Raw genomic sequence first — 24,486 nt, forward strand, 5'->3', positions numbered from 1 at the left:
AGGTCGTGGAGACCGACGTGTAAAGAAGGAGGAGAAAGCAGGAGAAGAGGGGTGTACGCGGAGAGGGACGGGGCCGAGTCGACGCTGACCCGGCCCCTGCCCTCGACGGGACGGGCGGACGAGCGGGTCAGCCCTTGACCGCGCCCTGCATGATGCCGCCCACGATCTGCTTGCCGAAGATCGCGAAGACGACCAGCAGCGGCAGCGTGCCCAGCAGCGCGCCCGCCATGATCAGCGACTGGTCCGGCGTGTAGCCGCGGCCCAGACCCGCGACCGCCACCTGCACGGTCGGGTTGCCGTTCTGGCTGAGCACCAGGAAGGGCCACAGGAAGTCGTTCCACGTCTGCACGAACATCAGCATGCCCAGCACGGCCATCGCGGGGCGTGCCGCCGGGAACACGATGTGCCAGATCACCCGCCAGCTGCTCGCGCCGTCCACCCGGGCCGCCTCGATCAACTCGTCCGGCAGCGCCTGGATCAGGTACTGCCGCATGAAGAACACACCGAACGCGCTGACCAGACCGGGCAGGATCACCGCCTGGAGCTGGTCGGACCAGTCCAGCTTCGCGACCAGCATGTACAGCGGGATGATGCTGAGTTGGGGCGGCACCACCATCGTGCCGATCACGATCAGCATCATCGCCTGCCGCCCTCTGAACCGCAGCTTGGCGAAGGCGAACCCGGCGATCGTCGACAGGACCACGATGGTCACGGCACAAGTGCCCGCCACGATCGTGGTGTTGACGAACGCCTTGCCCAGGTTGGCGTCGTTCCAGGCGATGTCGAGGTTGTGCATGAGGTTCGAGCCGAACCAGAACGGCGGCGGCGTCTGCGCCAGCCGGTTGTTGTCACGGGACGCGGCGATCGCCGTCCACACCAGTGGGAACAGCGAGCCGAGCGTGAACAGGATCAGCACGACGTACGCGATCGGGCCGGCGTGCAGTGTGCCACCCGCCCGCGCGGCCTTGGGTCGGCGGACGCGCCGAGGTTCCTCGGGAGCGGCGTCCGCGGGTTTCGTCAGGGTCGTCGTCACGGCCGGGTCTCCTTAGGAACTGGAACTGGCGCGCAGCCGGCGCGAGATGACGTAGTTGACGATCCCGACCACGATGAGAATCAGGAACATCGTCCAGGCGATCGCCGAGGCCCGGCCCAGGTGCTGGTTCACCCAGCCCTGCTCGTACAGGTACAGACCCAGCGTCTGGAACTGGTGCTCCGCACCACCGGACGCGCCCTTGTTCGCGTCGAACAGCAGCGGCTCACCGAAGACCTGACTCGCGCCGATCGTCGAGACGACGACGGTGAACAGGATCGTCGGCCGCAGCGAGGGCAGCGTGACGTGGAAGAACTGCTGCCACCGGTTGGCGCCGTCCAGCGCCGCCGACTCGTACAGATCCTGCGGGATCGCCTGCATCGCGGCCAGATAGATCAGCGCGTTGTAGCCGGTCCACCGCCAGATGATGATCGACGAAACGGCTATCTGCGAGGGCCACTTGCTCCCCTGCCAGTCGATCGCGCCGATCCCGACCTGGTGCAGCACCCAGTTGATCATGCCGTAGTCGCGGCCGAAGAGCAGCGCGAACACCAGCGAGGCCGCGGCGATCGAGGTCGCGTACGGCGCCAGCATCACGACTCGGTAGAAGGTCGAGGCACGCAGCTTGTAGTTGAGGATGTGGGCGAGCCCCATCGCCATGAACAGCTGCGGAACGGTCGAGATGATCCCGATCGTCAGGGTGTTCTTCGCCGCGTTCCAGAAGAAGTCGTCGTCGAAGATGCGCGTGTAGTTGCGCAGCCCCGCCCAGTGCATGTCCGTCGGCGCGGTCAGCTCCACCGTGTGCAGCGAGGCCCACGCGGTGTAGATCAGCGGGAACAGACCGAACGCCACGAACAGCAGGAAGAACGGCGAGACGAACGCGTACGGACTCCAGCGCACGTCCCGCTGCCAGCGACGCGACAGCCGGGCGCGGCGCCGCGCGTCCGCCTCGACGGCCGCGCTCCCGCCGTTCTCGGGCGAGCGGCCCGGGGCCGCGCCCCCCTCCTTCTCGGGGGGCGCGGCGGTGTCGTGCCGGGTTGACATACCGGTCACTGCTCCAGGTTGTTGTCGATGGTCTTGGTGGCCGTGTTCCAGGCCTCCTCGGGCGACTTGCCCTTGGTCACCAGGATCACGCCGTTGTCGGTCAGACCCTGCTGGATGATCTGGTCCTTCGGACCGATCACCTGCACCGGGCTGGCCTTGGCGGCCTCGGCGAAGATCGTGCCGATCGGTGCGTCACCGGTCATGTCGTTCTTCGCGCCGGTGACCTCCGAGGAGGTGTACGCGGCCTGCGCGCTCGGGAAGCTGCCCTGTACGGCGAACAGCTTCGCCTGCTGCTCGGGCGCGGTCAGCCAGGCGGCCAGCGCCTCGGCCTCCTTCACGTGCTTGCCGCCCTTGGGCACGGTCAGGAACGAACCGCCCCAGTTACCGGACTTGGGCGCCACGGCGACGTCCCACTGGCCCTTGGCGGCCGGCTTCGACTTGCCCTTGATGTAGCCGAGCATCCACGGCGGGCAGGCCATCGCGGCGAACTTCACGTTGGCGATGGTCGTGTCCCAGGCCGGCTGGAACTGCGTCTGCGCACCGACCAGGCCCTCCTGGGCGGCCTTCGCGGTGAGGTCGAAGGCGGCGCGCACGGCCGGGTTGGTCTTGTAGATGACCTTGCCGGAGGAGTCGTAGAACTTCTCCTTCTCGCTGCTGAGCACCGCGTTCAGCAGACCGCCGGGGGAGTCCATGAAGGTGGTGCCCTTGGGCGCCTTCTTCTTGTAGTCCTGGCCGACCGTGACGAACTTGTCCCAGCTGCCGGCCCACAGCTTGCCGACCGCGTCGCGGTCGGTGGGCAGTCCGGCGGCCTTGAACAGGTCCTTCCGGTAGCAGATGGCCATCGGCCCGACGTCCGTGCCAAGACCGATGGTCTGGCTGTCCTTGGTCGTGGCCTGCGCCCACTTCCAGTCCAGGAAGTCGCTCTTGTTCACACCCGAGACCTTGGAGAGGTCCTCCAGCTTGGCGGCCTGGGTGTTCACGATCTCGGCGATGTTGCCGACTTCGACGGCCTGGATGTCCTGAAGGCCGCTGCCGGTGGTGAGGTGGTTGAGCAGAGCGGGGTAGTAGTTCTCGTTCCGCTCGGTGACGTTCTCGGTGATCTTGATGTCGGGGTGGAGCTTCTCGTACTCGGCGTACAGGCCGGCTTCCTTGAAGCCGAACGTGCCGAAGAGTCCGAGACTGACCGTGGTCTTGCCCTTGCCGCCGCCGCTGTCGTCCGACGACCCGGACTTGTCACCACCGTCGTCGGCACACCCGGCCAGCAGCCCGGCGCCCAGCGTTGCGACCACCGCCAAGGCCACCGCCCTGTGGACGGTACCGGTTCGGGTCCGTGCGCGCATTGCGTCCTCCTGTTGCCCTGACGTGCCGACCCCCCGGCCAACTGCATTGTTGGGCCCGTTAGTTCACGCTGCGGCTCGGGCGGGGAACGTGCGGGATGTGTATGTGTCAGGTACTGTGGGAGCGCTCCCACCAGTGATGTGTTGAAGGTTGGCGGGTCCGGGCGGGGGTGTCAAGGGAGTGAGCGTGGCGAGATGCGTTCAGTTATCGGGCTGTTAAGTGGAGGCGATAAATCCGCAGCTTCTTTCGCTGCCGCCCACTCTCAGCCCGTCCGGCGTTCGAGGACAAGGCCCCTTCAGGGCCGGAGCGGGGGTCTGGGAGCGGCAGCACCCAGGGGCGTCCACTGGTTGGGCGGGACTGTTAGATTCCAGGCCAAGGCAGGGTTCAACGGCGGAAAGGCGGAGCCATGTCGCGGAGCCGGAGTGGTGGCAGGCCCACCCTCGAAGAGGTCGCCGCGCGTGCCGGTGTCGGTCGTGGCACGGTCTCCCGGGTGATCAACGGCTCGCCGCGGGTCAGCGACGCGACCCGCGCGGCGGTCGAGGCCGCGGTCGCCGAGCTCGGCTATGTCCCGAACACCGCGGCCCGGGCACTCGCCGCCAACCGCACGGACGCGATCGCGCTGGTCGTCCCCGAGCCGGAGACGCGGTTCTTCGCGGAGCCGTACTTCTCGGACATGCTGAAGGGCGTCGGCGCGGAACTCTCGGACACCGAGATGCAGTTGCTGCTGATCTTCGCGGGCAGCGACCGTGAACGGCGGCGCCTGGCCCAGTACTTGGCCGCGCACCGGGTGGACGGCGTCCTGCTGGTCTCGGTCCACGCGGACGACCCGCTCCCCGACCTCCTCTCCCAGTTGGAGATCCCGGCGGTGATCAGCGGCCCCCGCTCGGCCGCGGAGACCCTCACCTCCGTGGACTCGGACAACTACGGCGGCGGCCGCTCGGCCGTGGAACACCTGCTCTCCGGCGGCCACCGCACGATCGCCCACATCACGGGCCGCCTGGACGTGTACGGCGCCCAGCGCCGCGTCGACGGCTACCGCGACGCCCTGCGCGACGCGGGCCACCCGGCGGACGAACAGCTCATCGAGCCGGGGGACTTCACCGAGGAGGGCGGCCGCAGAGCGATGACGACCCTGCTCGCCCGCCGCCCCGACCTGGACGCGGTCTTCGCCGGCTCGGACGTCATGGCGGCCGGCGCCCGCCAGGTGCTGCGCGAGGAGGGCCGCCGCATCCCCGACGACGTGGCCCTCGTCGGCTACGACGACTCGGCCATAGCCCGCCACATGGACCCACCCCTCACCAGCGTCCGCCAGCCCATCGAGGAAATGGGCCGCCGCATGATCGACCTCCTCCTCGAAGAGATCGCGGACCGCCGTCCGGCGGTTTCACGGGGCCTGGAACGCCGACAGGTGGTACTGGCAACGGAGTTGGTGACGCGGGCGTCGTCCTGATCGCCTTGATGACGGCCTGCGCGGTGTCGGCCTAGCCTTCCGCTCGTGACCTCCTCGGACGACGACACCGACGACAGAGCCGGCGTGACCATCCGCTGCCAGGACAACGCGTCCGTCGGCGTGACGTTCCGCGACCGGATCGGCTTGGACGCGGACGCGGTGCACTATGCCGCAGAGCTGCATGCCCCGGGTCTGACCGCTCGCGTCGACGAGGTCGTCGCCTGGATCCGGGCCGACGATCTCGCGCGGTTCCTGGAGGGGTTGGCCGCCGACTACCGGGGTTGGGACGGCGCACGGAGCTGGCAGACCGACGACCAGGACCTGGCGGTGTCAGCCGTCTTCCGGTCCGGCGGGTACGTCGGGCTGACCTGGACCCTGCGGCCCTGGCCGAAGGCCGCCGGCGGCTGGAGTTCATCGGTCACCACTTGGCTGGAGGCCGGCGAGCAACTGGCTTCCCTGGCAGCCGACATCCGGTATTTTCTCGCCGAGGAACGACGGTGACATCCGGGATCCACCAGATGACTTCAGCCGGTCAGCACCAACCGCCAGCGCCGCTCCCCGTCCTGTTCCTCGGCCGTCGGTTGCAGGCCCGCCGCTCGGGCCACTGCCTCCGACGCCAGGTGGGCGGGGTGGATGTGGGCGATGGCCGTACGGACGTGCTGTTCGGTGAGCCAGGTGATCAAGGCGCGTACCGCCTCCGAGGCGTAGCCCTTGCCCTGCCAGGGGGTGCCGGTGATCCAGGCGATCTCTGCCGTCTCGCCGGTGACCGTGGCCTGGACCGTGCCGAGGAGGTGGGTGTCGGTGCGGTGGCGCAGGACCCAGTTGAGCCAGGTCACGGACGGGTCGGGGGAGCCGGTGACCAGGCGTTCGTAGCGGGCGCGCAGGGCGGTGGGGGAGGAGGGGGTGCCGCCGATGTAGGTGTGCAGGGCCGGGTCGGAGAGGACTTCGGCCATCTCGGGGGCGTGGTCGACGCGGAGGGGGAGGAGGTCTAGGTGGGGGGTGTGGATCGTGGTGGGGTTCATGGCCGGTAGATGTCCACTTTGATGTCCGCTGGAAAACGAAGCGGCCGGTGGTCCCGAATCAACGGAGCCACCGGCCGATTGCCTGGGGTGAGTGACGGGACTTGAACCCGCGACTTCCTGGACCACAACCAGGTGCTCTACCAGCTGAGCTACACCCACCACGCCCGGTCGTTCAATCAGTGATTTTCCGACCGGCCGAGAAAAAGTGTACAGGGTCCGAAGGGGTGCTCGCGCACGGCTTTTACCGTGCGGGCAGCACGTGCTTCGCGGCGATGGTCCGGGCCGTGTCCGAGTCGGGGCCCGGCTGCGGTACGAAGATCGCCTCGCGGTAGTAGCGCAGCTCAGCGATGGACTCGCGGATGTCGGCGAGGGCGCGGTGGTTGCCGTTCTTCTCCGGGCTGTTGAAGTACGCCCGCGGGTACCAGCGTCGGGCCAGCTCCTTGACGCTGGACACGTCGACGATGCGGTAGTGGAGGTACTCCTCCAGCGTCGGCATGTCACGCAGCAGGAAACCGCGGTCGGTGCCGACCGAGTTGCCGCACAGCGGGGCCTTGCCGGGCTCCTTGACGTGTTCCCGGATGTAGGCGAGCACCTGCTCCTCGGCGTCGGCCAGCGTCGTACCGCCGTCGAGTTCGTCGAGCAGTCCGGAGGAGGTGTGCATCTGGCGCACCACGTCCGGCATCGTCTCGAGGGCCTCGGCCGGCGGACGGATGACGATGTCCACGCCCTCGCCGAGCACGTTCAGCTCGGAGTCGGTGACCAGGGCGGCCACCTCGATGAGCGCGTCGTCGGACAGCGAGAGGCCGGTCATCTCGCAGTCGATCCACACCATGCGATCGTTCATGCGACCACCCTAAAGGTGACGTCGGCTTTTAGGTGCCCCGCGTTGTCGTGGACGTCACTGGGGGCCGCGCCCCCCAGACCCCCGCTTTCGGCCTGGACGGCCTCGTCCTCAAACGCCGGACGGGCTGAGATTGCCTGGACCGGCGCTGAGAAGTGCCGACCTCCTCGGTAAGGGCCCGCGCCTCCTCGGCAAGGTCCCGTGCCTCCACGGCCGTGGAAACGACCTCGAACGCCGGACCGGCTGTGTGAGACAGCCTGTCCGGCGTTCGAGGTGCGACGTCAGCTACCCGTGCGTGGGCCCGGCACGCTTGCCGACAGTGACGACGCCGTGCCGATCGCGCTGGCCGCCGTGCGGCGGGTCTGCATCGGGACCGGGCCCTCGGGCGGGAGCGCGGTCAGCGGGCCCGAAGGGATGGACGGGCCGGTGGGGCCCGACGTGCCTTCGGGATCGGTCGGGCGCTCGCTCTGCGGGCGACGGGCTCGGTACGCGGCACGGTACGCCGCCGGCGACGAACCGAGCTGGCGGCGGAAGTGCCCGCGCAGGGCGACGGGGGAGCGGAAGCCGCAGCGGCCCGCCACCTCGTCCACCGAGTAGTCCGACGTCTCCAGCAGACGCTGTGCCTGTAGGACCCGCTGCGTGATCAGCCATTGCAGCGGGGCACTGCCCGTGAGGGAGCGGAAGCGGCGGTCGAACGTACGACGGCTCATGTACGCGCGTGCCGCCAGCGTCTCCACGTCGAACTGCTCGTGAAGGTGCTCCAGCGCCCAGGCGACGACCTCGGCCAGCGGGTCGGCACCGATCTCCTCTGGTAAAGAGCGGTCCAGGTATCGCTCCTGACCTCCCGTCCGGCGCGGCGGGACGACCAGACGACGGGCCAGCGCACCGGCCGCCTCGTTGCCGTGGTCGGTCCGCACGATGTGGAGACAGAGGTCGATGCCCGCGGCCGTACCGGCGGACGTCAGCACGTCTCCGTCGTCCACGAACAGTTCTCTCGGATCCACGTGCACCGACGGATAACGCTTGGCCAGCGTCGGTGCGTACATCCAGTGTGTGGTCGCGGGACGGCCGTCCAGCAGGCCCGCCGCGGCGAGGACGAAGGCGCCGGTGCACAGTCCGACGATGCGGGCGCCTTCCTCATGGGCCCGACGCAGTGCGTCGAGCGCGTCCTCCGGCGGTGGTGAAGTGATCGAACGCCAGGCCGGTACGACGACCGTGCCGGCGCGTGAGATCGCTTCCAGGCCATGTGGCGCGGTGAGTTCCAGGCCCCCTGTGGTCCGCAGTGGGCCTTCTTCGCCGCCGCACACCAGCAATCGGTAGCGCGGCACGCCGGCGTCCTGGCGGTCGATCCCGAACACCGACAGCGGTATGGAACTCTCGAAGATGGGGCCGCCGCTGAACAGCAGCACCGCGACGATCTCCTTGCGGCGTCGCCCGGAAAGCTTCCGGGCCGCGGCTTCCGGCGCGGCAGCGGAGTCGTGGCTCATACTGCTAAGCCCCCCTCGGTGGTCGCGGCTCCTCGGTTGTGTCGCTCCTGCACGTTTCCCCTCGGTCCTGCACGAGTCCCCCGCCGTAAGACGTCAAGATCGAATCTACTGTGTCGCGTGGTGCCGGGGTGACCCAGTTCGGGAACCGGCACATTGTCGACATGGCAACTTGGCGTGAAGCATTCGATCACGAAGCGTTGCACTCGTGGGCCGTGCAGGGAAGTGCGCCTTGTCGCAGTGGCCAATCCACGTAGGGTGCGCAGGGTCTCCGGGACCCTTTCCGTGCAGGTGGAACGGGGGTTGGGGGGTACCGGGGGTAAGGAACGCGCCCTGGCCGGAAGTTGGCTGAAAAGCGCTGTGCGTGTGCGCGGAAACCGGTCAGCCGACCGGTGTACTTCCCCCAGTGTGCCGCCCGCTCCTGCGGGCCCCCGTGCCGGCCCGGTGCCGGTGTCCACGAGCCGGTGTCCGCTCCTCCGCCCGCAGCTGCGCGGCACCGCGTTCGGACTGCCGCAGCAGCAGCCGGCACACGGCGGTGACGGCGGCCAGTCCGAGGGCCGTACCTGCGGCGCCGGCGAGCGAGCCGCCGTACCAGAGGAGAACCACGGGGACCAGGACACAGCTGAAGGCGGCCCAGCGGACGACGTCGGTCACGGAGTCCTGGGGCGGGGTGGTCTCGGGGGTGGCGTGCGGTCCGGACATGCGTGCTCCCTGGGGCGGCGGCTCACGGGGTTCAACGCCTGTTCGAGCGGTCGGTCACTGTACGCCCCCCTCTTACCGGCCGCACGGTAAGTGAATCCTGTGCAAACCGCCTGTACAGCGCAGCAACCATTGCGTTACGGGCGCCCCCTCGTGCATGCTCCCTGGAACCCCCACGCACGGGGGGCGGGATCTGCGCTAAGGAGGCGTGCCGCCGTACCCTTGGGGGTATGGGGTTGGGAAGATAATTCCCGGACACAGCTCCGCCGCACTCTGTCGTCCCTCCCAAAAAGGATCAAAACGCCGAGACAGCCATGGCCGGTCACGAATACTTCGAACCCGCGGACCGCAAGCGGCCCGTCGCCGACCCCACGGCGGCCGAGCCCCAGGCGGCGGAAGAACCACGCCATTCCTGCGATCCAGCCTTCAAGCACGGCGTCGTCGTCGGCTTCGACGGCTCCACCTCCAGCGAGCGCGCCCTGGCGTACGCCATCGGCATGGCCCACCGCTCCGGCTCGGGCCTGATCATCGTCCACGTCGCCAACCGGCTGCCCACCACGGTGTGGGCCGGCTGCGAGCCACCGGTCTTCGTCGACGTGCCGGACCACCGCACCGAGGTGCTCGGTCTGGAGCTGGCGTGCGCCGAGTACTTGGCGGAGGTGCCCTGGATCCTCGTCGAGCGCGGTGGCGACATCTGCCACGAACTCGAAGAGGTGGGGCGGGAGTACGAGGCGGACGCGATCGTCGTCGGCTCGACCCACGGCATCGTCGGACGCATCTTCGGCTCCGTCGCGGGGCGGCTCGCCAAGCGGGCGCAGCGGCCTGTCGTCGTCATCCCGTGACCCATAGGCCGTTATCCCGTAACTCGTAGGTCCAACTCGCCGGTCGGCTCCGAATTCCCTGCTGTGCAGAGGTGTTTGTGTCCTTGTGAAGGGCATATATCGGTCACACCGCACAAACGCACATGCATGAAGGGAGCCCGCCGTGGACAATGACGTCTCTGCGGGAAGTACCACCTCGATCGTCGGCCGACTGGCCCTGGGAATCACTCTGTTGGCGTTCGGCCTCGGGTATGCCGACGTGATCGACGGGGTGTCGGCGGCTGACGCCGTGTCACTGGCCCACTACGTGGGTGGAGTTGCCCTCTTCGTCGCCGGACTGTTCGCCTTCCGCGACGGCGACGCCCTGACCGGTACGGCCTTCTCGGCCTTCGGCGCGCTCTGGTTCACCTGGGCCGTCACCGCGGGTGACTCCGTCTCGGACAACGCGGCCGGGTTGTTCCTGGTCCTGTTCGCTCTCGTGGCCCTGTCCGTGACCCTCGCGGGTGGGGATCAACTGACGCAGGGTACCTACGGGTTGTTCTTCGTCTCCCTCGTGCTGCTCGCCGTCGCCCAGTTCGCCGGGAGTGACGGTCTGAGCAAGGTCGGTGGATGGTTCTCCGTTGCGGCGGGGGCGGTTGCCTGGTACTCGGCGACGGCTGCGTTGGCTCACTGGCCGACGGTGCTTCCGCGGCGGGCTGCTGGCCGGGGTGTGACGGCCACCGGCTGATCGGCAGCGGAAAGGACCCCCACGTGTAGGAGGCACACGTGGGGGTCCTTTCTGTCGTCTTGCCTCTGCGGGCGCGTGGGGGCTTGTCGCGCAGTTCCCCGCGCCCCTAAAAGCCAAAAGCCAAAAGCCTCTACTCCACCGTCACCGACTTCGCCAGGTTCCGCGGCTTGTCGATGTCGCGGCCCAGGGCCAATGCCGTGTGGTAGGCGAGGAGTTGGAGGGGGATGCCCAGGAGGATCGGGTCGAGTTCGGGCTCGTTCCTGGGGACCACGATCGTCTCGTCGGCCTTTTCCTGGGGCTGGTGGGCGACCGCCAGGATGCGGCCGCTGCGGGCCTTGATCTCCTCCAGGGCGGCGCGGTTCTTCTCCAGGAGGTCGTCGTCGGGGACGATCGCGACCGTCGGGAGCGCGGGCTCGATCAGCGCGAGGGGGCCGTGCTTCAACTCCGAGGCGGGATAGGCCTCGGCGTGGATGTACGAGACCTCCTTGAGCTTCAGGGAGGCCTCGCGGGCCACCGGGTAGCCCCGGACGCGGCCGATGAAGAGCATCGAGCGGGCGTCGGCGTACTGCTCCGCCAGCTTCTTGACCTCCTCCTCCTTCGCCAGGATCTCGGTGATCTGGGCCGGCAGCTTGCGCAGGCCCTCGATGATCCGCTTGCCGTCGCGGACCGAGAGGTCGCGGGTGCGGCCCAGGTGCAGGGCGAGCAGGGCGAAGGCGACCGTGGTGTTGGTGAAGCACTTCGTGGAGACCACGCAGACCTCGGGGCCCGCGTGGACGTAGATGCCGGCGTCCGCCTCGCGGGCGATCGCCGAGCCGACCACGTTCACGACGCCGAAGACCCGCGCGCCCTTGCGCTTCAGCTCCTGGACGGCGGCGAGGACGTCGTAGGTCTCACCGGACTGGGAGACGGCGACGTACAGGGTGTCGGGGTCGACCACCGCGTTGCGGTAGCGGAACTCGGAGGCCGGCTCGGCGTCCGCGGGGATGCGCGCCAGCTCCTCGATCATCTGGGCGCCGATCAGGCCCGCGTGGTACGAGGTGCCGCAGCCGAGGATCTTCACGCGCCGGATCTGCCGGGCCTCGCGGGCGTCCAGGTTCAGGCCGCCGAGGTGCACGGTGGAGAAGCGGTCGTCGATGCGGCCGCGCAGGACGCGGTCGACGGCCTCGGCCTGCTCGTGGATCTCCTTGTGCATGTACGTGTCGTGGCCGCCCATGTCGTAGGAGGCCGCCTCCCACTCCACGGTGGTCGGCTCCGACGTCGTACGGGTGCCCTCGGTGGTGTACGTGCGGAAGTCGTCGGCCTTGAGGGTGGCCATCTCGCCGTCGTCCAGGGTCACTATCTGCCGCGTGTGGGCGACCAGGGCGGCGATGTCCGAGGCGACGAACATCTCCTTCTCGCCGATGCCGAGGACGACCGGGGAGCCGTTTCGCGCCACCACGATGCGGTCGGGGAAGTCGGCGTGCAGCACGGCGATGCCGTACGTGCCCTCGATCACCCGGAGGGTCTCGCGGACCTTCTCCTCCAGGGTCTCGGCCTGGGCCCGGGCGATGAGGTGGACCAGGACCTCGGTGTCGGTCTCGGAGAGGAAGACGACACCGTCCGCCTCCAGCTTGCGGCGGAGGTCGGAGGCGTTGTCGATGATGCCGTTGTGGACGACCGCGACCTTGCCCTCGGCGTCCAGGTGCGGGTGCGCGTTCACGTCGGAGGGGGCGCCGTGGGTGGCCCAGCGGGTGTGGGCGATGCCGGTGGTGCCCTTGAAGCGGGCCGGGACCTTGGCCTCCAGGTCGCGCACCCGGCCCTTGGCCTTGACCGACTTCAGGCCTGCCGTCTTCGGTGAGGTGACGGCGATGCCCGCCGAGTCGTAGCCGCGGTACTCCAGCCGCTGCAAGCCCTCCAGCAGCAGCGGGGCCACGTCACGCCTGCCGATGTATCCGACGATTCCGCACATGTATACGTGTTCCTAGCCGTAGACGATGCGGCGCAGCTGCCTGAGCGTGAGCTCCGGCGGCGCGACCGCCCGGTATTTCAGGTCCGCCTCGATCCGGTCGAAGATCTCCACGTTCACCAGACCCTGGGCCTGGAGCTCGCGGTGGCGGCGACGGACGTACTCGGTGGTCGTCTCGTCGAAGTAGGCGAGCACCTCCTGGATCACCCGCAGCGCCTCGCCCCGGCTCAGGGGTGAGGAGCGCGTCAGATGATCAACGAGTTCGTCGTGCACCCGGTCGATCCTGGGGTACCGGAGAGCGTTTCGCAAGAATCCTGCCCGATATCGGGCAGCGGTCTGTTGGCAAGCTTTGGGAGAACGTTGAATCTCTCATGGACCTCTGTTCGCAGGCCGTCCATTCCGCGTCTGGCGCCTCGTTGTCTGAGGGGACGAGTTTCAGACGCCATGGACATTCCTCGTATGGGCGTACCCGAAGAGCTGGCCGAGCGCATGAGCATGGCCGAGCAGCACGAGTACCTGCGCGCCAAATTCTCCCGGCGCAACGTGATGAGAGGCGGCGCCGTGACGATCGGCGCCGTCGCCGGTGGCGCGTTCGTGCCGGGTGCGGTCGCGCAGGCCGCGGTTCCCACCCAGCGCACCGCCCCCGCGACCGAGACCGTCGACGGCTCGCTCGTCTCCCCCTTCGGCCGCCACCTCGCCTTCGGCACCGACGCCAGCACCGAGATGACCGTCTCGTGGCAGGTGCCGCTCCCGGTGAAGAAGCCCTTCATCCGCATCGGCGCCCACCCCTGGGACCTCTCGCGCAAGATCGAGGCCGAGGTCCGCTCGCTCTACACGCCGGCCGGCGTGGGCGCCAGCGCCGACCACACCCAGTACTACGTACACGCCAAGCTGACCCACCTGCGCCCGGGCAAGACCTACTACTACGGCGTCGGCCACCAGGGCTTCGACCCGGCCGAGCCGCACCTGCTGGGCACCCTGGGCACCTTCACCACCGCGCCCGACCGCAAGAAGTCGTTCACCTTCACCGCCTTCGGCGACGAGGGCGTCGGCTACCACGGCCTGGCCAACAACAGCCTGCTGCTCGGCCAGAACCCGGCCTTCCACCTGCACGCCGGCGACATCTGCTACGCCGACCCGTCCGGCGGCGGCGTGACCTCCGACACCGGCTTCGACTCGCGGGTGTGGGACCAGTTCCTCGCCCAGACCGAGTCGGTCGCCAAGTCCGTGCCGTGGATGCCCGCCTACGGCAACCACGACATGGAGGCCTGGTACTCGCCCAACGGCTACGGCGGCGAAGAGGCCCGCTGGAGCCTGCCGGACAACGGCCCCGACCCCAAGAACCTGCCGAGCGTCTACAGCTTCACCTACGGCAACACGGCGGTCATCTCGCTCGACGCCAACGACATCTCCTTCGAGATCCCGGCCAACCTCGGCATCTCGGGCGGCACGCAGACCAAATGGTTCGAGAAGCAGCTGAAGAAGTACCGCGCCTCGAAGGACATCGACTTCATCGTCGTGTTCTTCCACCACTGCGCGTACTGCACCTCCACGGCGCACTCCTCGGAGGGGGGAGTGCGCCAGGAGTGGGTGCCGCTGTTCGAGAAGTACACGGTGGACCTGGTCATCAACGGCCACAACCACCAGTACGAGCGCACCGACGTCATCAAGGGCGACAAGGTCGTCAAGAAGCTCCCGATCGGCGAGACCGCCTACCCCGAGACCGAGGGTGTCGTCTACGTGACGGCGGGCGCGGCCGGCCGCAGCCTGTACGCGTTCAGCGCGCCGGACTCCTACGAGGGCCACGTGAAGGACGTCGAGTCCGTCGCCGCCTTCGTCAACACCAAGTCCGGCAAGGTCAACGAGACCGTCACCTGGTCCCGGGTCCGCTACCTCAACTACTCGTTCCTGCGCGTGGACGTGGAGCCCGCCGCGCGCGGACACCTGGCCAAGCTGAAGGTGTCGGGCATCGCCGAGACCGGCGACCGCATCGACCACTTCACGATCGCCCGCAAGGCCAAGTAACACCCGCCGGGCGCCCGGAAGGCGGGGCGCGGCGGCAGACACGGTGAACCGACAGGCGGTCCTCGCGCGCTACATGCGCTTGAGGATCGCCTGTTTGGCCAAGGCGAACTCCTCGTCCGTCAGCACACCCGTGCTGCGCAGCTCGCCCAACTCGCGCAGCCGGCGCAGCAACGCGTCGTGGCCGTCCTCAACGGGGTCGGCGGCGGGCGCGAGTTGACGGGGACGGGCGTCCTGCGGCGGTACGTCCGCGGGGGCGGCGGCCGGATGCGGGAGACGGGCCCGGACGGCCGCCGCGACCAGGGCCATCAGCGGATCCTTCTTGAAGCCCCACAGCTCCACCGAGTTGGGGTCGTACTTCGGCGGCGCCTTGGTCGGCGCGTGCCGCACGGTGAAGCGCAGATGCCCGTTCTCCAGACCGACCGCGGGCTGCCACTCGACGTCGATGATGTCGGCGACGGCGAGGCTGCGCACCCCGGCGGCGGCCTTGGCGTCCTCGGTCTTCCAGTTCCACTCCAGCCGGACGCGCTCCCCGTCGAAGCTCGCCGTGCCGTCCCCGGCGGACACCGACAGCGGGACGGACGGGCCGGGCAGCAGATAGCCGTCCACCGGGTCGGCCGGCACCTCGTCCAGCAGCAGCGCGTTGCGGACCTCGTCCACGAAGTACTCGGCGACGCCGTAGCGGTCGGACTCCACCACCAGTTGGTACGGGTCGTTCGGCTCGGCCAGCCGGCCCCCGGTGGCGTGCAGCAGCGGGTCGGCGCCGTCGCGCAGCCGCAGTCTGAGTCGGCCCGACTTGCGGCCCTGTTCGAAGGACACGCCCGCCAACGCGCCCAGCGGCACGATGAGTTCGCCCAGGGTCCTGCGCAACAGGCTGACGTTCTTGTCCCGTCCGGGAGTCAGTCGCAGGGCGTCGCCGTCGAACGCCCACGTGCCGTCCTTCTGGAGGATTTCCGCCATGGAGGGATTGTTTCACCGGATCTGCGGGAGAGTGGTCTTGACCAATCTGTCCCTCCACTCTGGTCACAGTAGAAGGGAGCGCATGTGAGACGGCACCACAGAACGACTCCCCGCATGGTCCGGGTCCTCGGATCCCTGCTGCTCGTCGCCGCGGCCGGCACGTTCACGGCCGGCGCGGCACCCACCCCCACGACACCCGCCGCGACCCCGCTCGACCGGATCGTCCCCGCGCCCGCCTCGGTCAGCCCGGGCGGAGCGCCCTACCGGATCACCCGTGACACCGCCATCAAGATCAGCGACCACCGCGAGGTCCGCCGGGTCGGCGAGTACCTGGCGGCCGTGCTGCGCCCGTCCACCGGCTATCCGCTGCCGGTGACCACCAAGGGCCGCGGCGGCATCCGGCTGCACCTCGACCCCGGACGGTACGGCGCCGAGGGCTACCGCCTGGACAGCGGCAGCGGCGGCGTCACCATCACCGCCGGCGCCCCCGCCGGCCTCTTCCACGGCGTGCAGACCCTGCGCCAACTGCTGCCCGCCGCCATCGAGTCGAAGTCCGTGCGGCACGGCCCGTGGACCGTCGCGGGCGGCACCGTCGAGGACCGGCCGCGCTACTCCTACCGCGGCGCGATGCTCGACGTCTCCCGGCACTTCTTCACCGTCGACCAGGTCAAGCGCTACATCGACGAACTCGCCCTCTACAAGATCAACAAACTCCATCTGCATCTCAGCGACGACCAGGGCTGGCGCCTGGCGATCGACTCCTGGCCACGCCTTGCCACATACGGCGGTTCCACCCAGGTCGGCGGCGGTCCCGGTGGCTACTACACCAAGGCCGAGTACAAGGAGATCGTCCGGTACGCCTCCTCGCGCTTCCTGGAGGTCGTCCCCGAGATCGACATGCCCGGCCACACCAACGCGGCCCTCGCCTCGTACGCCGATCTCAACTGCGACGGGGTCGCGCCCCCGCTCTACACCGGCACCGAGGTCGGCTTCAGCTCGCTGTGCGCGGGCAAGGAGGTCACCTACGACTTCGCGGAGGACGTGATCCGCGAGCTGGCCGCCCTCACTCCCGGCCGCTACCTGCACATCGGCGGCGACGAGGCGCACTCCACCAGCCATGAGGACTATGTGAAGTTCATGGACCGGGTGCAGCCGATCGTCGCCAAGTACGGGAAGACGGTGATCGGTTGGCACCAGCTGACCGGCGCGCACCCGGCCAAGGGGGCCCTCGCCCAGTACTGGGGTCTGGACGACGCCAGTGCCGAGGAGAAGGCACAGGTCGTGGCGGCGGCACGGAACGGGACCGGACTGGTCCTCTCGCCGGCCGACCGGCTCTACCTCGACATGAAGTACACCGACGACACCCCGCTCGGCCAGGACTGGGCCGGACTGGTCGAGGTCCGGCGGGCCTACGACTGGGACCCGGGCACCTACCTCGCCGGGGCGCCGAGTTCGTCCATCAAGGGCGTGGAGGCCCCGCTGTGGACCGAGACGCTCGTGACGAGCGCCGACCTCGAGTACATGGCCTTCCCGCGGCTCGCGGGTACGGCCGAACTCGGCTGGTCGCCGGCCGCCACGCACGACTGGGACGCCTACAAGGTGCGGCTCGCGGCGCAGGCTCCGCGGTGGGACGCGCTGGGGATCTCCTACTACCGGTCCCCGCAGGTGCCATGGCCCAGCAGCGGCTGAAGCGCCTTGTAGTCACTAGGAGTTGAGAAAAAGACGGGCACCCCGGAGGACCGTACTCCGGGGTGCCCGCCGTCTTGGGGTCAGAACCCGGCGATCGGGTTCTTCAGGGTGCCGATCAGCTGAAGCGCGCCCGCCGGGTCGGCCAGGTCGACCATCTGCTGGTTGTTGCGCAGCTGGAGCCGGTTGAGGCAGGACAGCGCGAACTCGGGCGCGAACATGTCGTACTGCGCGAACTTCTCGGCGAGTTCGGGCAGCGACGCCTGGTACTCGCGGGTGACGTCGGCGACCGTGCGCCAGAAGTCGTCCTCCGTCAGGACTCCCTCGGTCGCGAGGTTCGCGGCGAGGAAGCGGAAGAAGCAGTCGAAGACGTCCGTGAAGATCGACAGGAGCTTCTTCTCCTCCGGGACCTCCACGCGGATCCGCCGGACCTCGGGCGGCAGCACCGCGTCCGGGTCCATGACGGCGATCTCCTCGGCGATGTCCTTGTAGATCGCGCGCTGCACGACCCCGTCCTTCAGGACCAGGATCACGTTCTCGCCGTGCGGCATGTAGACCAGGTCGTAGGCGTAGAAGCTGTGCAGCAGTGGGGTGAAGTAGGCCCGCAGATAGTGCCGCAGCCACTCGGCCGGCGCGAGGCCCGACCGCTCGATCAGCGCGCCCGCGAAGGACGCGCCCTCGTGGTCGACATGGACCAGGGAGGCCATGGTCGCCAGCGACTCGCCCTCCTGGAGGGAGGAGACGGGACTCTCGCGCCACAGCGCCGCGAGCATTTTCCGGTACGGCGAGTAGCGGTCGGTCGCCTTCTCGTACTCCAGGTGCCGGTACCCGACGGCCGCCCGCTCCCGGATGATCGACAGGCCCGTCGATTTCAACACCGGGTCGCCCTCGACGAGTTGGGCGAGCCAGTCGTTGATGGCCGGGGTCGCCTCCATGTACGCGGCCGAAAGTCCGCGCATGAAGCCCATGTTGAGGACCGACAGGGCCGTCTTCACATAGTGCTTCTCGGGGTGCGAGTCGTTGAAGAAGGTCCGGATGGACTGCTGGGCCAGGTACTCGTCGTCGCCCTCGCCGAGGCAGACGAGGTGCCCGCGGGCGATCTCGGCCGCGAAGGTGACGCTGAGCTTGTTCCACCACTGCCAGGGGTGGACCGGGATCAGCAGATAGTCCTCGGGGTCCAGGCCCCGCCCGGTGAGCACTTCGCGGAACCGCTCGACCGTCGCCTCGCCCAACTCCTCGCGCAGGAACGACTCGTACTCGATGCCGACGCCCGCGGTGAACGCGGCGCGCGAGCGGTGCGCGGCCAGCCACACCAGGCGGACCGGGCTCGCGGTCTCGGGGGCGTATGCGAGGTACTCGTGGATGCCGAAGCCGAGCCGGCCGTTGTTGGCGACGAAGCAGGGGTGGCCCTCGGTCATGCCGGTCTCGATGGCCTGGAAGTCGCTCTTCACAAGGTCGGCGGCGGTCACTTGGGGCTTGGTGAGCTTGAAGCAGGTGCCGGAGAGGGTGGAGGAGATCTCCTCCAGGTAGACCGGCAGGATCTCCTCGCTCAGGCCCAGCGTCTGCTGGAGCTCGATGAAGAAGTCCAGGGCGGCGAGCGGGAGTTCGGTGTCGTCCCGGCTGCGGGTGATCGAACCGGCGTCCACCTGCCAGTGGTCGAGGGCGTGGCGCGCGGCGGCGAAGCGGTAGCGGGTCAGCCCGTCGTCACTGCGGACGACGTACAAGTCCCCATCTTTTTCAGGGGTGATGAGCCGTTCGTGCGCGAACTCGGCGAGCGCCTTGCGGATCAGCCGGCGGTTGGCCTGCTCCCAGCGCTCGGGGGAGAGGTGGGCCACGGCGTCGGCGAGGCTCATGCGGGCACCCCCGTCGTCGCCAGGCGGAACTGCTCGCGGGTGCAGAAGCTCAACAACGCCATTTTCTCCGGCTTCTGGATCTCACGCTCGGGCACGAACCCGACCGCTTCGTTCAGGGCGTGCACGGCCGTGTTGGACACGTCCGGCTCGACGACCACACGCTCGGTCGCCGGATCCTCGAAGAGGTGCGCCAGTACGGCGGTGATGACGGCCCGGGTGAACCCGTGGACGGGCGTGTCGGTCGCCGGGGTGAGGAAGTGCATGCCGACGTCTCCGGGCAACGGCTCGTACAGCCCGACCAGTTCGCGGTGCGCGGGGTCGTACTTCTCCATCAGGAAGACCGGCACGCCGTCCCGCAGCCCGAGCAACGCGTGGTGGTGCGGGTCGGCCGTGATCTCCATGTACGCGCGCTCGACGTCCTCGAGGCGGGCGTCCTGCATCATCCAGTAGGCCGCCTTGGGATGCGTGACCCAGGAATGCAGCAACTCGGCGTCCTGGAGCGGGTCCAGGGGGCGGAAGGTGAAGGTCATACGGCGAACTCCTGGAACGCGATCGTCTTCTCGACCGGGTAGTACTCGCTGCCGAGCAGCTCACGGATGATGGAGCTGTTGCGGTAGGCGCCCATGCCCAGGTCGGGGCTGGTGATGCTGTGGGTGTGCACGCCGGCGTTCTGCAGGAAGACACCCCGGCCCGTGGTGTCGATCGCGTAGTTGCGGGCCACGTCGAAGTTGCCGTGCACGTCGTAGCACAGCCGGTTCCTGATCGGGCGCAGGAACTCGGGCTCGGCGTACCGGTAGCCGGTGGCCAGCACCAGGCCCTGCGAGTCGAGGTCGAACTCCTTGCCCTGCTCCTCCTGGCGGAACGAGAGCGTGTACGTGCCGTTCTCGTGCCGCGCGCCGGTCAGCGCGGAGTTGGTGAGCAGGCGCGTGGGCACCGGACCGCCGAGGTTCTTCTGGTAGAGCAGGTCGAAGATCTCGTTGATCAGGTCGCCGTCGATGCCCTTGAACAGGCCCTTCTGCTCGCTGGTGAGCCGGTAGCGGGTGGCCTCGGGCAGCTCGCGGAAGTAGTCGATGTACTCCGGGGAGGTCATCTCCAGCGTGAGCTTGGTGTATTCGAGCGGGAAGAAGCGCGGCGAGCGCGTGACCCAGTTCAACCGGTAGCCGTGCACGTCGATCTCACTGAGCAGGTCGTAGTAGATCTCGGCGGCGGACTGCCCCGAGCCCACCAGCGTGATCGACTCCTTCTTGACCAGCTCCTCCCGGTGCTGCACATAACGGGAGTTGTGGATGAAGTCGCCGCCCAGACCCTCGCAGGCCTCGGGAATGTACGCCGGGGTGCCGGTCCCCAGGACCAGCCGGCGGGCGCGGAACACCTCGCCGGCCGCGGTCGTCACGGCGTACAGCCCGTCCTCGTCCTGGTACGTCACCTCGGTCACCGTGGTGCTGAAGCGGACGCTGCTCAGCTGGTTCGCGGCCCAGCGGCAGTAGTCGTCGTACTCGACGCGCAGCGGGTAGAAGTTCTCCCGGATGTAGAACGAGTAGAGCCGGCCGCGCTCCTTCAGGTAGTTGAGGAAGGAGTACGGGGAGGTCGGGTCGGCCAGCGTGACCAGGTCCGACATGAACGGGGTCTGGAGGTGCGCGCCCTCCAGGAACATGCCCGCGTGCCACTCGAAGTCCGGCTTCGACTCCAGGAAGACGCCGTCGAGTTCGTCGATCGGCTCGGTCAGACAGGCGAGGCCGAGGTTGAAGGGACCGAGCCCGATCCCCACGAAGTCATGGATTTTGGCAGGGGTTTCAGGACGCGCGGTCAAGGGACTCTCCCAGGTACTGCTCGGCGTGGCCGGCGATCAGGTCGAGGACGGCGGCGATGTCGGCCGCCGTGGTCTCGGGATTGAGCAGGGTGAACTTCAGGTAGTGGCGGGCGCCCACCTTGGTGCCCGCGACCACCGCGTCGCCGGAGGCGAACAGGGCCTTGCGGGCGTACAGGTTGGCGCGGTCGATCTCGGCCGGGTCGGTGACCGCGGCCGGTATGTAGCGGAAGACCAGGGTGGAGAGCGTCGGCTCGACCACGACGTCGAAGCGCGGGTCGGCGGCGAGCAGCTGCCAGCCCTCGACGGCCAGATCGCAGACCTCGTCGAAGAGTTCGCCGATGCCGTCGGCGCCCATCACGCGCAGCGTCATCCACAGCTTGAGCGCGTCGAAACGGCGGGTGGTCTGAAGGGACTTGTCGACCTGGTTGGGGATGCGCTCGGAGACCATGCGGCGCGGGTTGAGGTACTCCGCGTGGTAGGTCGCGTGGCGCAGGGTCGAGGCGTCCTTGACCAGCACGGCGGACGAACTCACCGGCTGGAAGAAGGACTTGTGGTAGTCGACGGTGACCGAGTCGGCGCGCTCGATGCCGTCGATGCGGTGCCGGTGCTTGAGCGAGGCGAGCAGTCCGCAGCCGTAGGCCGCGTCGACGTGCATCCAGACGCCGTACTGCTCGCACAGCTCGGCGATCTCGGGCAGCGGGTCGATGGAGCCGAAGTCGGTGGTCCCGGCGGTGGCGACGACGGCCATCGGGACCAGGCCGTCCTGCTTGCAGCGCTCCAACTCCCGGGCGAGGGCGACCGTCTGCATCCGCTTGTCGTTGCCGACAGGGATCGAGACGACCGAGTCCTGGCCGAGGCCCAGCAGTTTCGCGGACTTCTTCACGCTGAAGTGGCTGACCTCGGAGGCGAAGATACGCAGTTCGGCGAGCGAGTCGGTCTTGGACTCCTCCCTCGCCAGCAGCAGGGCCTGGAGGTTGGACTGGGTGCCGCCGGAGGTGAACACACCGTCGGCGTTCTCGCCCAGGCCGATGCGGGCGTTGGTCCAGTCGATGAGCTTGCGCTCGATCAGGGTGCCGCCGGCCGACTGGTCCCAGGTGTCCAGGGAGGAGTTGACGGCGGACAGGACGGCCTCGCCGAGCACCGCCGGGATGACGACCGGGCAGTTGAGGTGCGCGAGGTAGCGGGGGTGGTGGAAGTAGATCGCGTCCCGGAGGTAGACCTCCTCCAGTTCGTCGAGCACGGCCGCGGTGTCGAGCAGCGGGGTGTCCAGGTCGATCCGCTCGATACGGGGAGCGAGGGCGTCGACCGTGACGCCGGTGAACGGACGGTCGGTGGCGGCGAGTTTGGCGGCCACCCGCTCGACGCCGTCGGTCACGGAGCGGCGGTACTGCTCCGCGGTCGTGTCATTGAGCAGGTGCGAGCGCATGGTGCGTGGTCCTCCGGTGGGGGCGGGGAAAGGGGGTCCGGGGTGTTACTTAGGTTAGCCTAACCTAAGTAACGCGAACGAAACCCTGCCTCTCCCGTGACTGTGATCACGTGAGTCCCAGCTGCAACAACCCAGCTGCAACGGCCCAGCCGCACCTACCCGGCCGCGCGCAGCTCTTCCTCGTTCATCCCGTACCGCCAGTACCCGACGAACGTCACGCGCCGCCGGTCGATCCCGCGCTCGTGGACGACGTGCCGGCGCAGCGCCTTCACGCAGCCGGACTCGCCGGCGATCCAGACGTACGGCCGCTCGGCGTAAGGGAGTTGGGCGGCCCGGAGCGCGGCGAGGGCCATGGGGGACCCCTCGCCGCGGGTCTGATGGCCGGTCAGCCAGGTGATCTCGGCGTCCGCCGCCGTCGCCAGATCCTGGATGTCGCCCGCGTCGGGCACCTCCAGCCAGGCCCGGACCCGCTGCCCGGCGGGGAGGTCCTCGAGGATCGCCGAGACGGCGGGCAGCGCGGTCTCGTCGCCCCACAGCACCACCAGGTCGGCATCCTCGGGCGCCCGGAAGCGGATCGCGCGGTTGTCCGCGATCGCCGGACCGAGCAGCACGACCCGGTCACCGGCGGCGGCTTCGGCGGCCCAGGCCGAGGCGGGCCCGGCCGGGGTGTGCAGCACGAAGTCGATGTCGATGTCGACGGTGTCGCCGCGGGCGTCGCGACGCAGCCCCCGGAGCGTGTACGACCGCATCACGGCCCGTACGTCGTCGGGGAGCGCACGCCACGCCTCGTACCACCCGTCGCCCAACTCGTAGGGAACGGCGGGCTGTTCCTGCCCGGGATGCGGCAGGAAGAGGGAGAGCGACTGATCGCGCCCGTCGGAGAGGAAGTGCCGCAGATCCTCCCCGGCGAAGCCGACCCGGACCAGAGACGGACCGAGCCGCCTCGTCCGTACGACTCGAAGGGAGAAGAAACGGAACGGGGCGGCTACGGCCGTCGACATGCGTACTCCTCAAGGGGCAGGACCGAAGGGGCGTGGCCCGGTTGGGGGCCGTGCCTCGGGTCAGCCGACCTTCTTCGCGTTCTCGATCGCCTCGGCGAGGGCGGTGAGCTGCGGGGTGACCTTGGCGTAGGACAGGATCGGCTCGGTGGAGCGGGGGATGACCTGGCCGGCCTTGACGGCGGGCAGCTTCTTCCAGGTGGCCTCGGTGATGTCGGCCGGCTGGATGGCGGAGGTGCGGTCGTCCATCATGATGACGTCGGCCTTGTACTTGTCGACGTTCTCCCAGCTCAGGCTCTCGTACCAGCCGCCGCTCGCCTTCAGGACCTTGGCCGGCGGCTCGACGAAGTTCACGCCGAGCGCCTTGTAGTACTCCAGGTCGATGGAGAGGTTGCTGCCGGAGACGTAGAACAGGTCCTGGCTCGCGGAGCCGACCAGCACCTTGATGTCGGGGTGGGCCTTCGCGGCGGCGCGCAGCCGGGTGGCGGCGGCCTCGAAGGCGGTCTTGGACTCCTTGACCCGGGCGGCCGTCATGTCCGCGCCGAGCGACTCGGCCAGCGACCACATGCGCTGGAGCGGCTCGGTGATCTGGCGGTCGAAGACGGAGATGCCGACGCTGGGCGCGAGCTTGGCGATCTTGTCCTTGGAGGCCTCGGGGACGTACCAGAGGGTGCCGGCGTCGTCGAACATCGTGGTGATGAGCAGCTGCGGGCCGAAGGCCGCGTACTCCTCCACGTTGAACTGGTCCCACACGTTGCCGAAGACCGTCAGCTTGCTGACGTCCATGTCGCCGGCCTGGACGTCGGCCTTGCCGTCCTTGGTCCTGGTCGGGCCGAACACGCCCTTGACGTCGATGCCGTAGTCGTGGAGGGCGGCGGCGACGCCGACAAAGGCGACGATCTTCGTCGGGACGGCGTCCAGCTTCACGGTCGTACCGCGGTCGTCCTTGAAGGTCCAGGCGCCGGACTCGGCACCCGCGCTCTCCGAGCCGGAGCCGCCGCTTTTCGCGTCGTCGTCACCGCAGGCCGCGAGCGCGGCCCCGAGTCCGAGGGCACCACCGGCGGCGAGGAGGCCGCGGCGGGTGAAGTGGCTGGCACGGGCATTGGACATGGGTATGGCTGCTTTCGAACGGGGCGGAGCGTCCGCCGGACAAGTTCGAAGGTAGGTTAGCCTAACCTCACATGAGGCCCGGGGGGTGGGGCCTGCGGTTCTCTCCCGAGGATTACCGTCGAAGGCTGAAGTGGCCCTGATTGATACGCCGAACCTTAACTTTTCGTTCACCTCTATTTCTTGAATAACCGGCCATTTGTTTCGGCGGGTTGGTGATTCG

The 24,486-nt window shown here is 68.7% G+C and carries 22 protein-coding genes and 1 tRNA gene; 6 read left to right on the plus strand and 17 right to left on the minus strand.

What is annotated here, in order from left to right:
• Window positions 1-127 precede the first annotated feature (127 nt).
• The 3 genes from ACWD5F_RS28700 to ACWD5F_RS28710 are packed head-to-tail and all read right to left on the minus strand — an operon-like array spanning window position 128 to window position 3,414.
• On the minus strand, window positions 128-1,033 hold the full coding sequence (locus ACWD5F_RS28700; protein ID WP_451258589.1) for a carbohydrate ABC transporter permease: 906 nt from the start codon (window positions 1,031-1,033) through the stop codon (window positions 128-130).
• Window positions 1,034-1,045: 12 nt separating this feature from the next.
• Entirely contained in the window at window positions 1,046-2,074 is a 1,029-nt protein-coding gene (locus ACWD5F_RS28705; protein WP_451258920.1) for a carbohydrate ABC transporter permease, read from the minus strand.
• A 5-nt stretch (window positions 2,075-2,079) separates the two neighbouring features.
• Window positions 2,080-3,414 (minus strand): ABC transporter substrate-binding protein, encoded by a 1,335-nt coding sequence (locus ACWD5F_RS28710; protein ID WP_451258591.1) that lies wholly within the window; start codon window positions 3,412-3,414, stop codon window positions 2,080-2,082.
• A gap of 404 nt (window positions 3,415-3,818) precedes the next feature.
• On the opposite strand from ACWD5F_RS28710, the gene ACWD5F_RS28715 reads away from it, so the two are divergent.
• A complete protein-coding gene (locus tag ACWD5F_RS28715) occupies window positions 3,819-4,862 on the plus strand; it encodes a LacI family DNA-binding transcriptional regulator (protein WP_451258593.1) in 1,044 nt (347 codons plus the stop codon).
• Between the two features lie 45 nt (window positions 4,863-4,907).
• Window positions 4,908-5,363: a DUF6228 family protein gene (locus ACWD5F_RS28720; RefSeq protein ID WP_451258595.1), complete on the plus strand. Its 456-nt coding sequence runs from the start codon at window positions 4,908-4,910 to the stop codon at window positions 5,361-5,363.
• Window positions 5,364-5,386: 23 nt separating this feature from the next.
• Here the strand turns inward: ACWD5F_RS28720 and ACWD5F_RS28725 are convergent, their stop codons facing one another.
• The 5 genes from ACWD5F_RS28725 to ACWD5F_RS28745 all read right to left on the minus strand — a co-directional run bounded on the left by ACWD5F_RS28725 (window position 5,387) and on the right by ACWD5F_RS28745 (window position 8,911).
• Entirely contained in the window at window positions 5,387-5,884 is a 498-nt protein-coding gene (locus tag ACWD5F_RS28725; protein WP_451258597.1) for a GNAT family N-acetyltransferase, read from the minus strand.
• Window positions 5,885-5,967: 83 nt separating this feature from the next.
• Window positions 5,968-6,043, minus strand: a tRNA-His gene (locus ACWD5F_RS28730).
• 82 nt (window positions 6,044-6,125) lie between these two features.
• On the minus strand, window positions 6,126-6,728 hold the full coding sequence (gene orn, locus ACWD5F_RS28735) for an oligoribonuclease (protein WP_401726845.1): 603 nt from the start codon (window positions 6,726-6,728) through the stop codon (window positions 6,126-6,128).
• 278 nt (window positions 6,729-7,006) lie between these two features.
• The gene (locus tag ACWD5F_RS28740; RefSeq protein WP_401726843.1) at window positions 7,007-8,212 is read right to left on the minus strand and encodes a helix-turn-helix domain-containing protein; all 1,206 of its coding nucleotides are present in this window, start codon (window positions 8,210-8,212) and stop codon (window positions 7,007-7,009) included.
• A gap of 378 nt (window positions 8,213-8,590) precedes the next feature.
• Entirely contained in the window at window positions 8,591-8,911 is a 321-nt protein-coding gene (locus tag ACWD5F_RS28745; protein ID WP_401726841.1) for a hypothetical protein, read from the minus strand.
• A gap of 311 nt (window positions 8,912-9,222) precedes the next feature.
• Here ACWD5F_RS28745 and ACWD5F_RS28750 point away from each other — a divergent pair, with 311 nt between their 5' ends.
• Window positions 9,223-9,750, plus strand: coding sequence for a universal stress protein (locus ACWD5F_RS28750; RefSeq protein ID WP_401726839.1), 528 nt, complete (start codon window positions 9,223-9,225; stop codon window positions 9,748-9,750).
• 142 nt (window positions 9,751-9,892) lie between these two features.
• Window positions 9,893-10,456: a GPR1/FUN34/YaaH family transporter gene (locus ACWD5F_RS28755; protein WP_451258600.1), complete on the plus strand. Its 564-nt coding sequence runs from the start codon at window positions 9,893-9,895 to the stop codon at window positions 10,454-10,456.
• A 130-nt stretch (window positions 10,457-10,586) separates the two neighbouring features.
• Here the strand turns inward: ACWD5F_RS28755 and glmS are convergent, their stop codons facing one another.
• A complete protein-coding gene (glmS, locus tag ACWD5F_RS28760; protein ID WP_451258602.1) occupies window positions 10,587-12,404 on the minus strand; it encodes a glutamine--fructose-6-phosphate transaminase (isomerizing) in 1,818 nt (605 codons plus the stop codon).
• A gap of 12 nt (window positions 12,405-12,416) precedes the next feature.
• Entirely contained in the window at window positions 12,417-12,674 is a 258-nt protein-coding gene (locus ACWD5F_RS28765) for a hypothetical protein (protein ID WP_451258604.1), read from the minus strand.
• Between the two features lie 186 nt (window positions 12,675-12,860).
• Between ACWD5F_RS28765 and ACWD5F_RS28770 the strand changes: the two genes are divergently transcribed.
• A complete protein-coding gene (locus tag ACWD5F_RS28770; RefSeq protein WP_451258606.1) occupies window positions 12,861-14,426 on the plus strand; it encodes a purple acid phosphatase family protein in 1,566 nt (521 codons plus the stop codon).
• A 69-nt stretch (window positions 14,427-14,495) separates the two neighbouring features.
• On the opposite strand, the gene ACWD5F_RS28775 is transcribed toward ACWD5F_RS28770, so the two are convergent.
• On the minus strand, window positions 14,496-15,383 hold the full coding sequence (locus ACWD5F_RS28775; RefSeq protein WP_451258608.1) for a DUF4429 domain-containing protein: 888 nt from the start codon (window positions 15,381-15,383) through the stop codon (window positions 14,496-14,498).
• A gap of 84 nt (window positions 15,384-15,467) precedes the next feature.
• Between ACWD5F_RS28775 and ACWD5F_RS28780 the strand changes: the two genes are divergently transcribed.
• Entirely contained in the window at window positions 15,468-17,072 is a 1,605-nt protein-coding gene (locus ACWD5F_RS28780) for a beta-N-acetylhexosaminidase (protein ID WP_451258610.1), read from the plus strand.
• Window positions 17,073-17,152: 80 nt separating this feature from the next.
• Here ACWD5F_RS28780 and ACWD5F_RS28785 read toward each other — a convergent pair whose 3' ends face one another.
• The 6 genes from ACWD5F_RS28785 to ACWD5F_RS28810 all read right to left on the minus strand — a co-directional run bounded on the left by ACWD5F_RS28785 (window position 17,153) and on the right by ACWD5F_RS28810 (window position 24,266).
• Window positions 17,153-18,922 (minus strand): IucA/IucC family protein, encoded by a 1,770-nt coding sequence (locus tag ACWD5F_RS28785; protein WP_451258612.1) that lies wholly within the window; start codon window positions 18,920-18,922, stop codon window positions 17,153-17,155.
• Entirely contained in the window at window positions 18,919-19,452 is a 534-nt protein-coding gene (locus ACWD5F_RS28790; protein WP_451258614.1) for a GNAT family N-acetyltransferase, read from the minus strand. Before ACWD5F_RS28790 ends, ACWD5F_RS28785 begins: the two co-directional genes overlap by 4 nt.
• Window positions 19,449-20,732, minus strand: coding sequence for a lysine N(6)-hydroxylase/L-ornithine N(5)-oxygenase family protein (locus ACWD5F_RS28795; protein WP_451258616.1), 1,284 nt, complete (start codon window positions 20,730-20,732; stop codon window positions 19,449-19,451). Before ACWD5F_RS28795 ends, ACWD5F_RS28790 begins: the two co-directional genes overlap by 4 nt.
• Window positions 20,716-22,158, minus strand: a complete 1,443-nt coding sequence (desA, locus tag ACWD5F_RS28800; RefSeq protein WP_451258618.1) for a lysine decarboxylase DesA — start codon at window positions 22,156-22,158, stop codon at window positions 20,716-20,718. Before desA ends, ACWD5F_RS28795 begins: the two co-directional genes overlap by 17 nt.
• Before the next feature lie 155 nt (window positions 22,159-22,313).
• Window positions 22,314-23,159 carry a siderophore-interacting protein gene (locus ACWD5F_RS28805; RefSeq protein ID WP_451258620.1) on the minus strand — a complete coding sequence of 282 codons (846 nt, stop codon included), beginning with the start codon at window positions 23,157-23,159 and terminating at the stop codon, window positions 22,314-22,316.
• Between the two features lie 60 nt (window positions 23,160-23,219).
• Window positions 23,220-24,266 (minus strand): ABC transporter substrate-binding protein, encoded by a 1,047-nt coding sequence (locus ACWD5F_RS28810; protein WP_451258622.1) that lies wholly within the window; start codon window positions 24,264-24,266, stop codon window positions 23,220-23,222.
• Between the last annotated feature and the right edge of the window lie 220 nt (window positions 24,267-24,486).

The organism is Streptomyces sp. NPDC002499 (genome assembly GCF_053595415.1).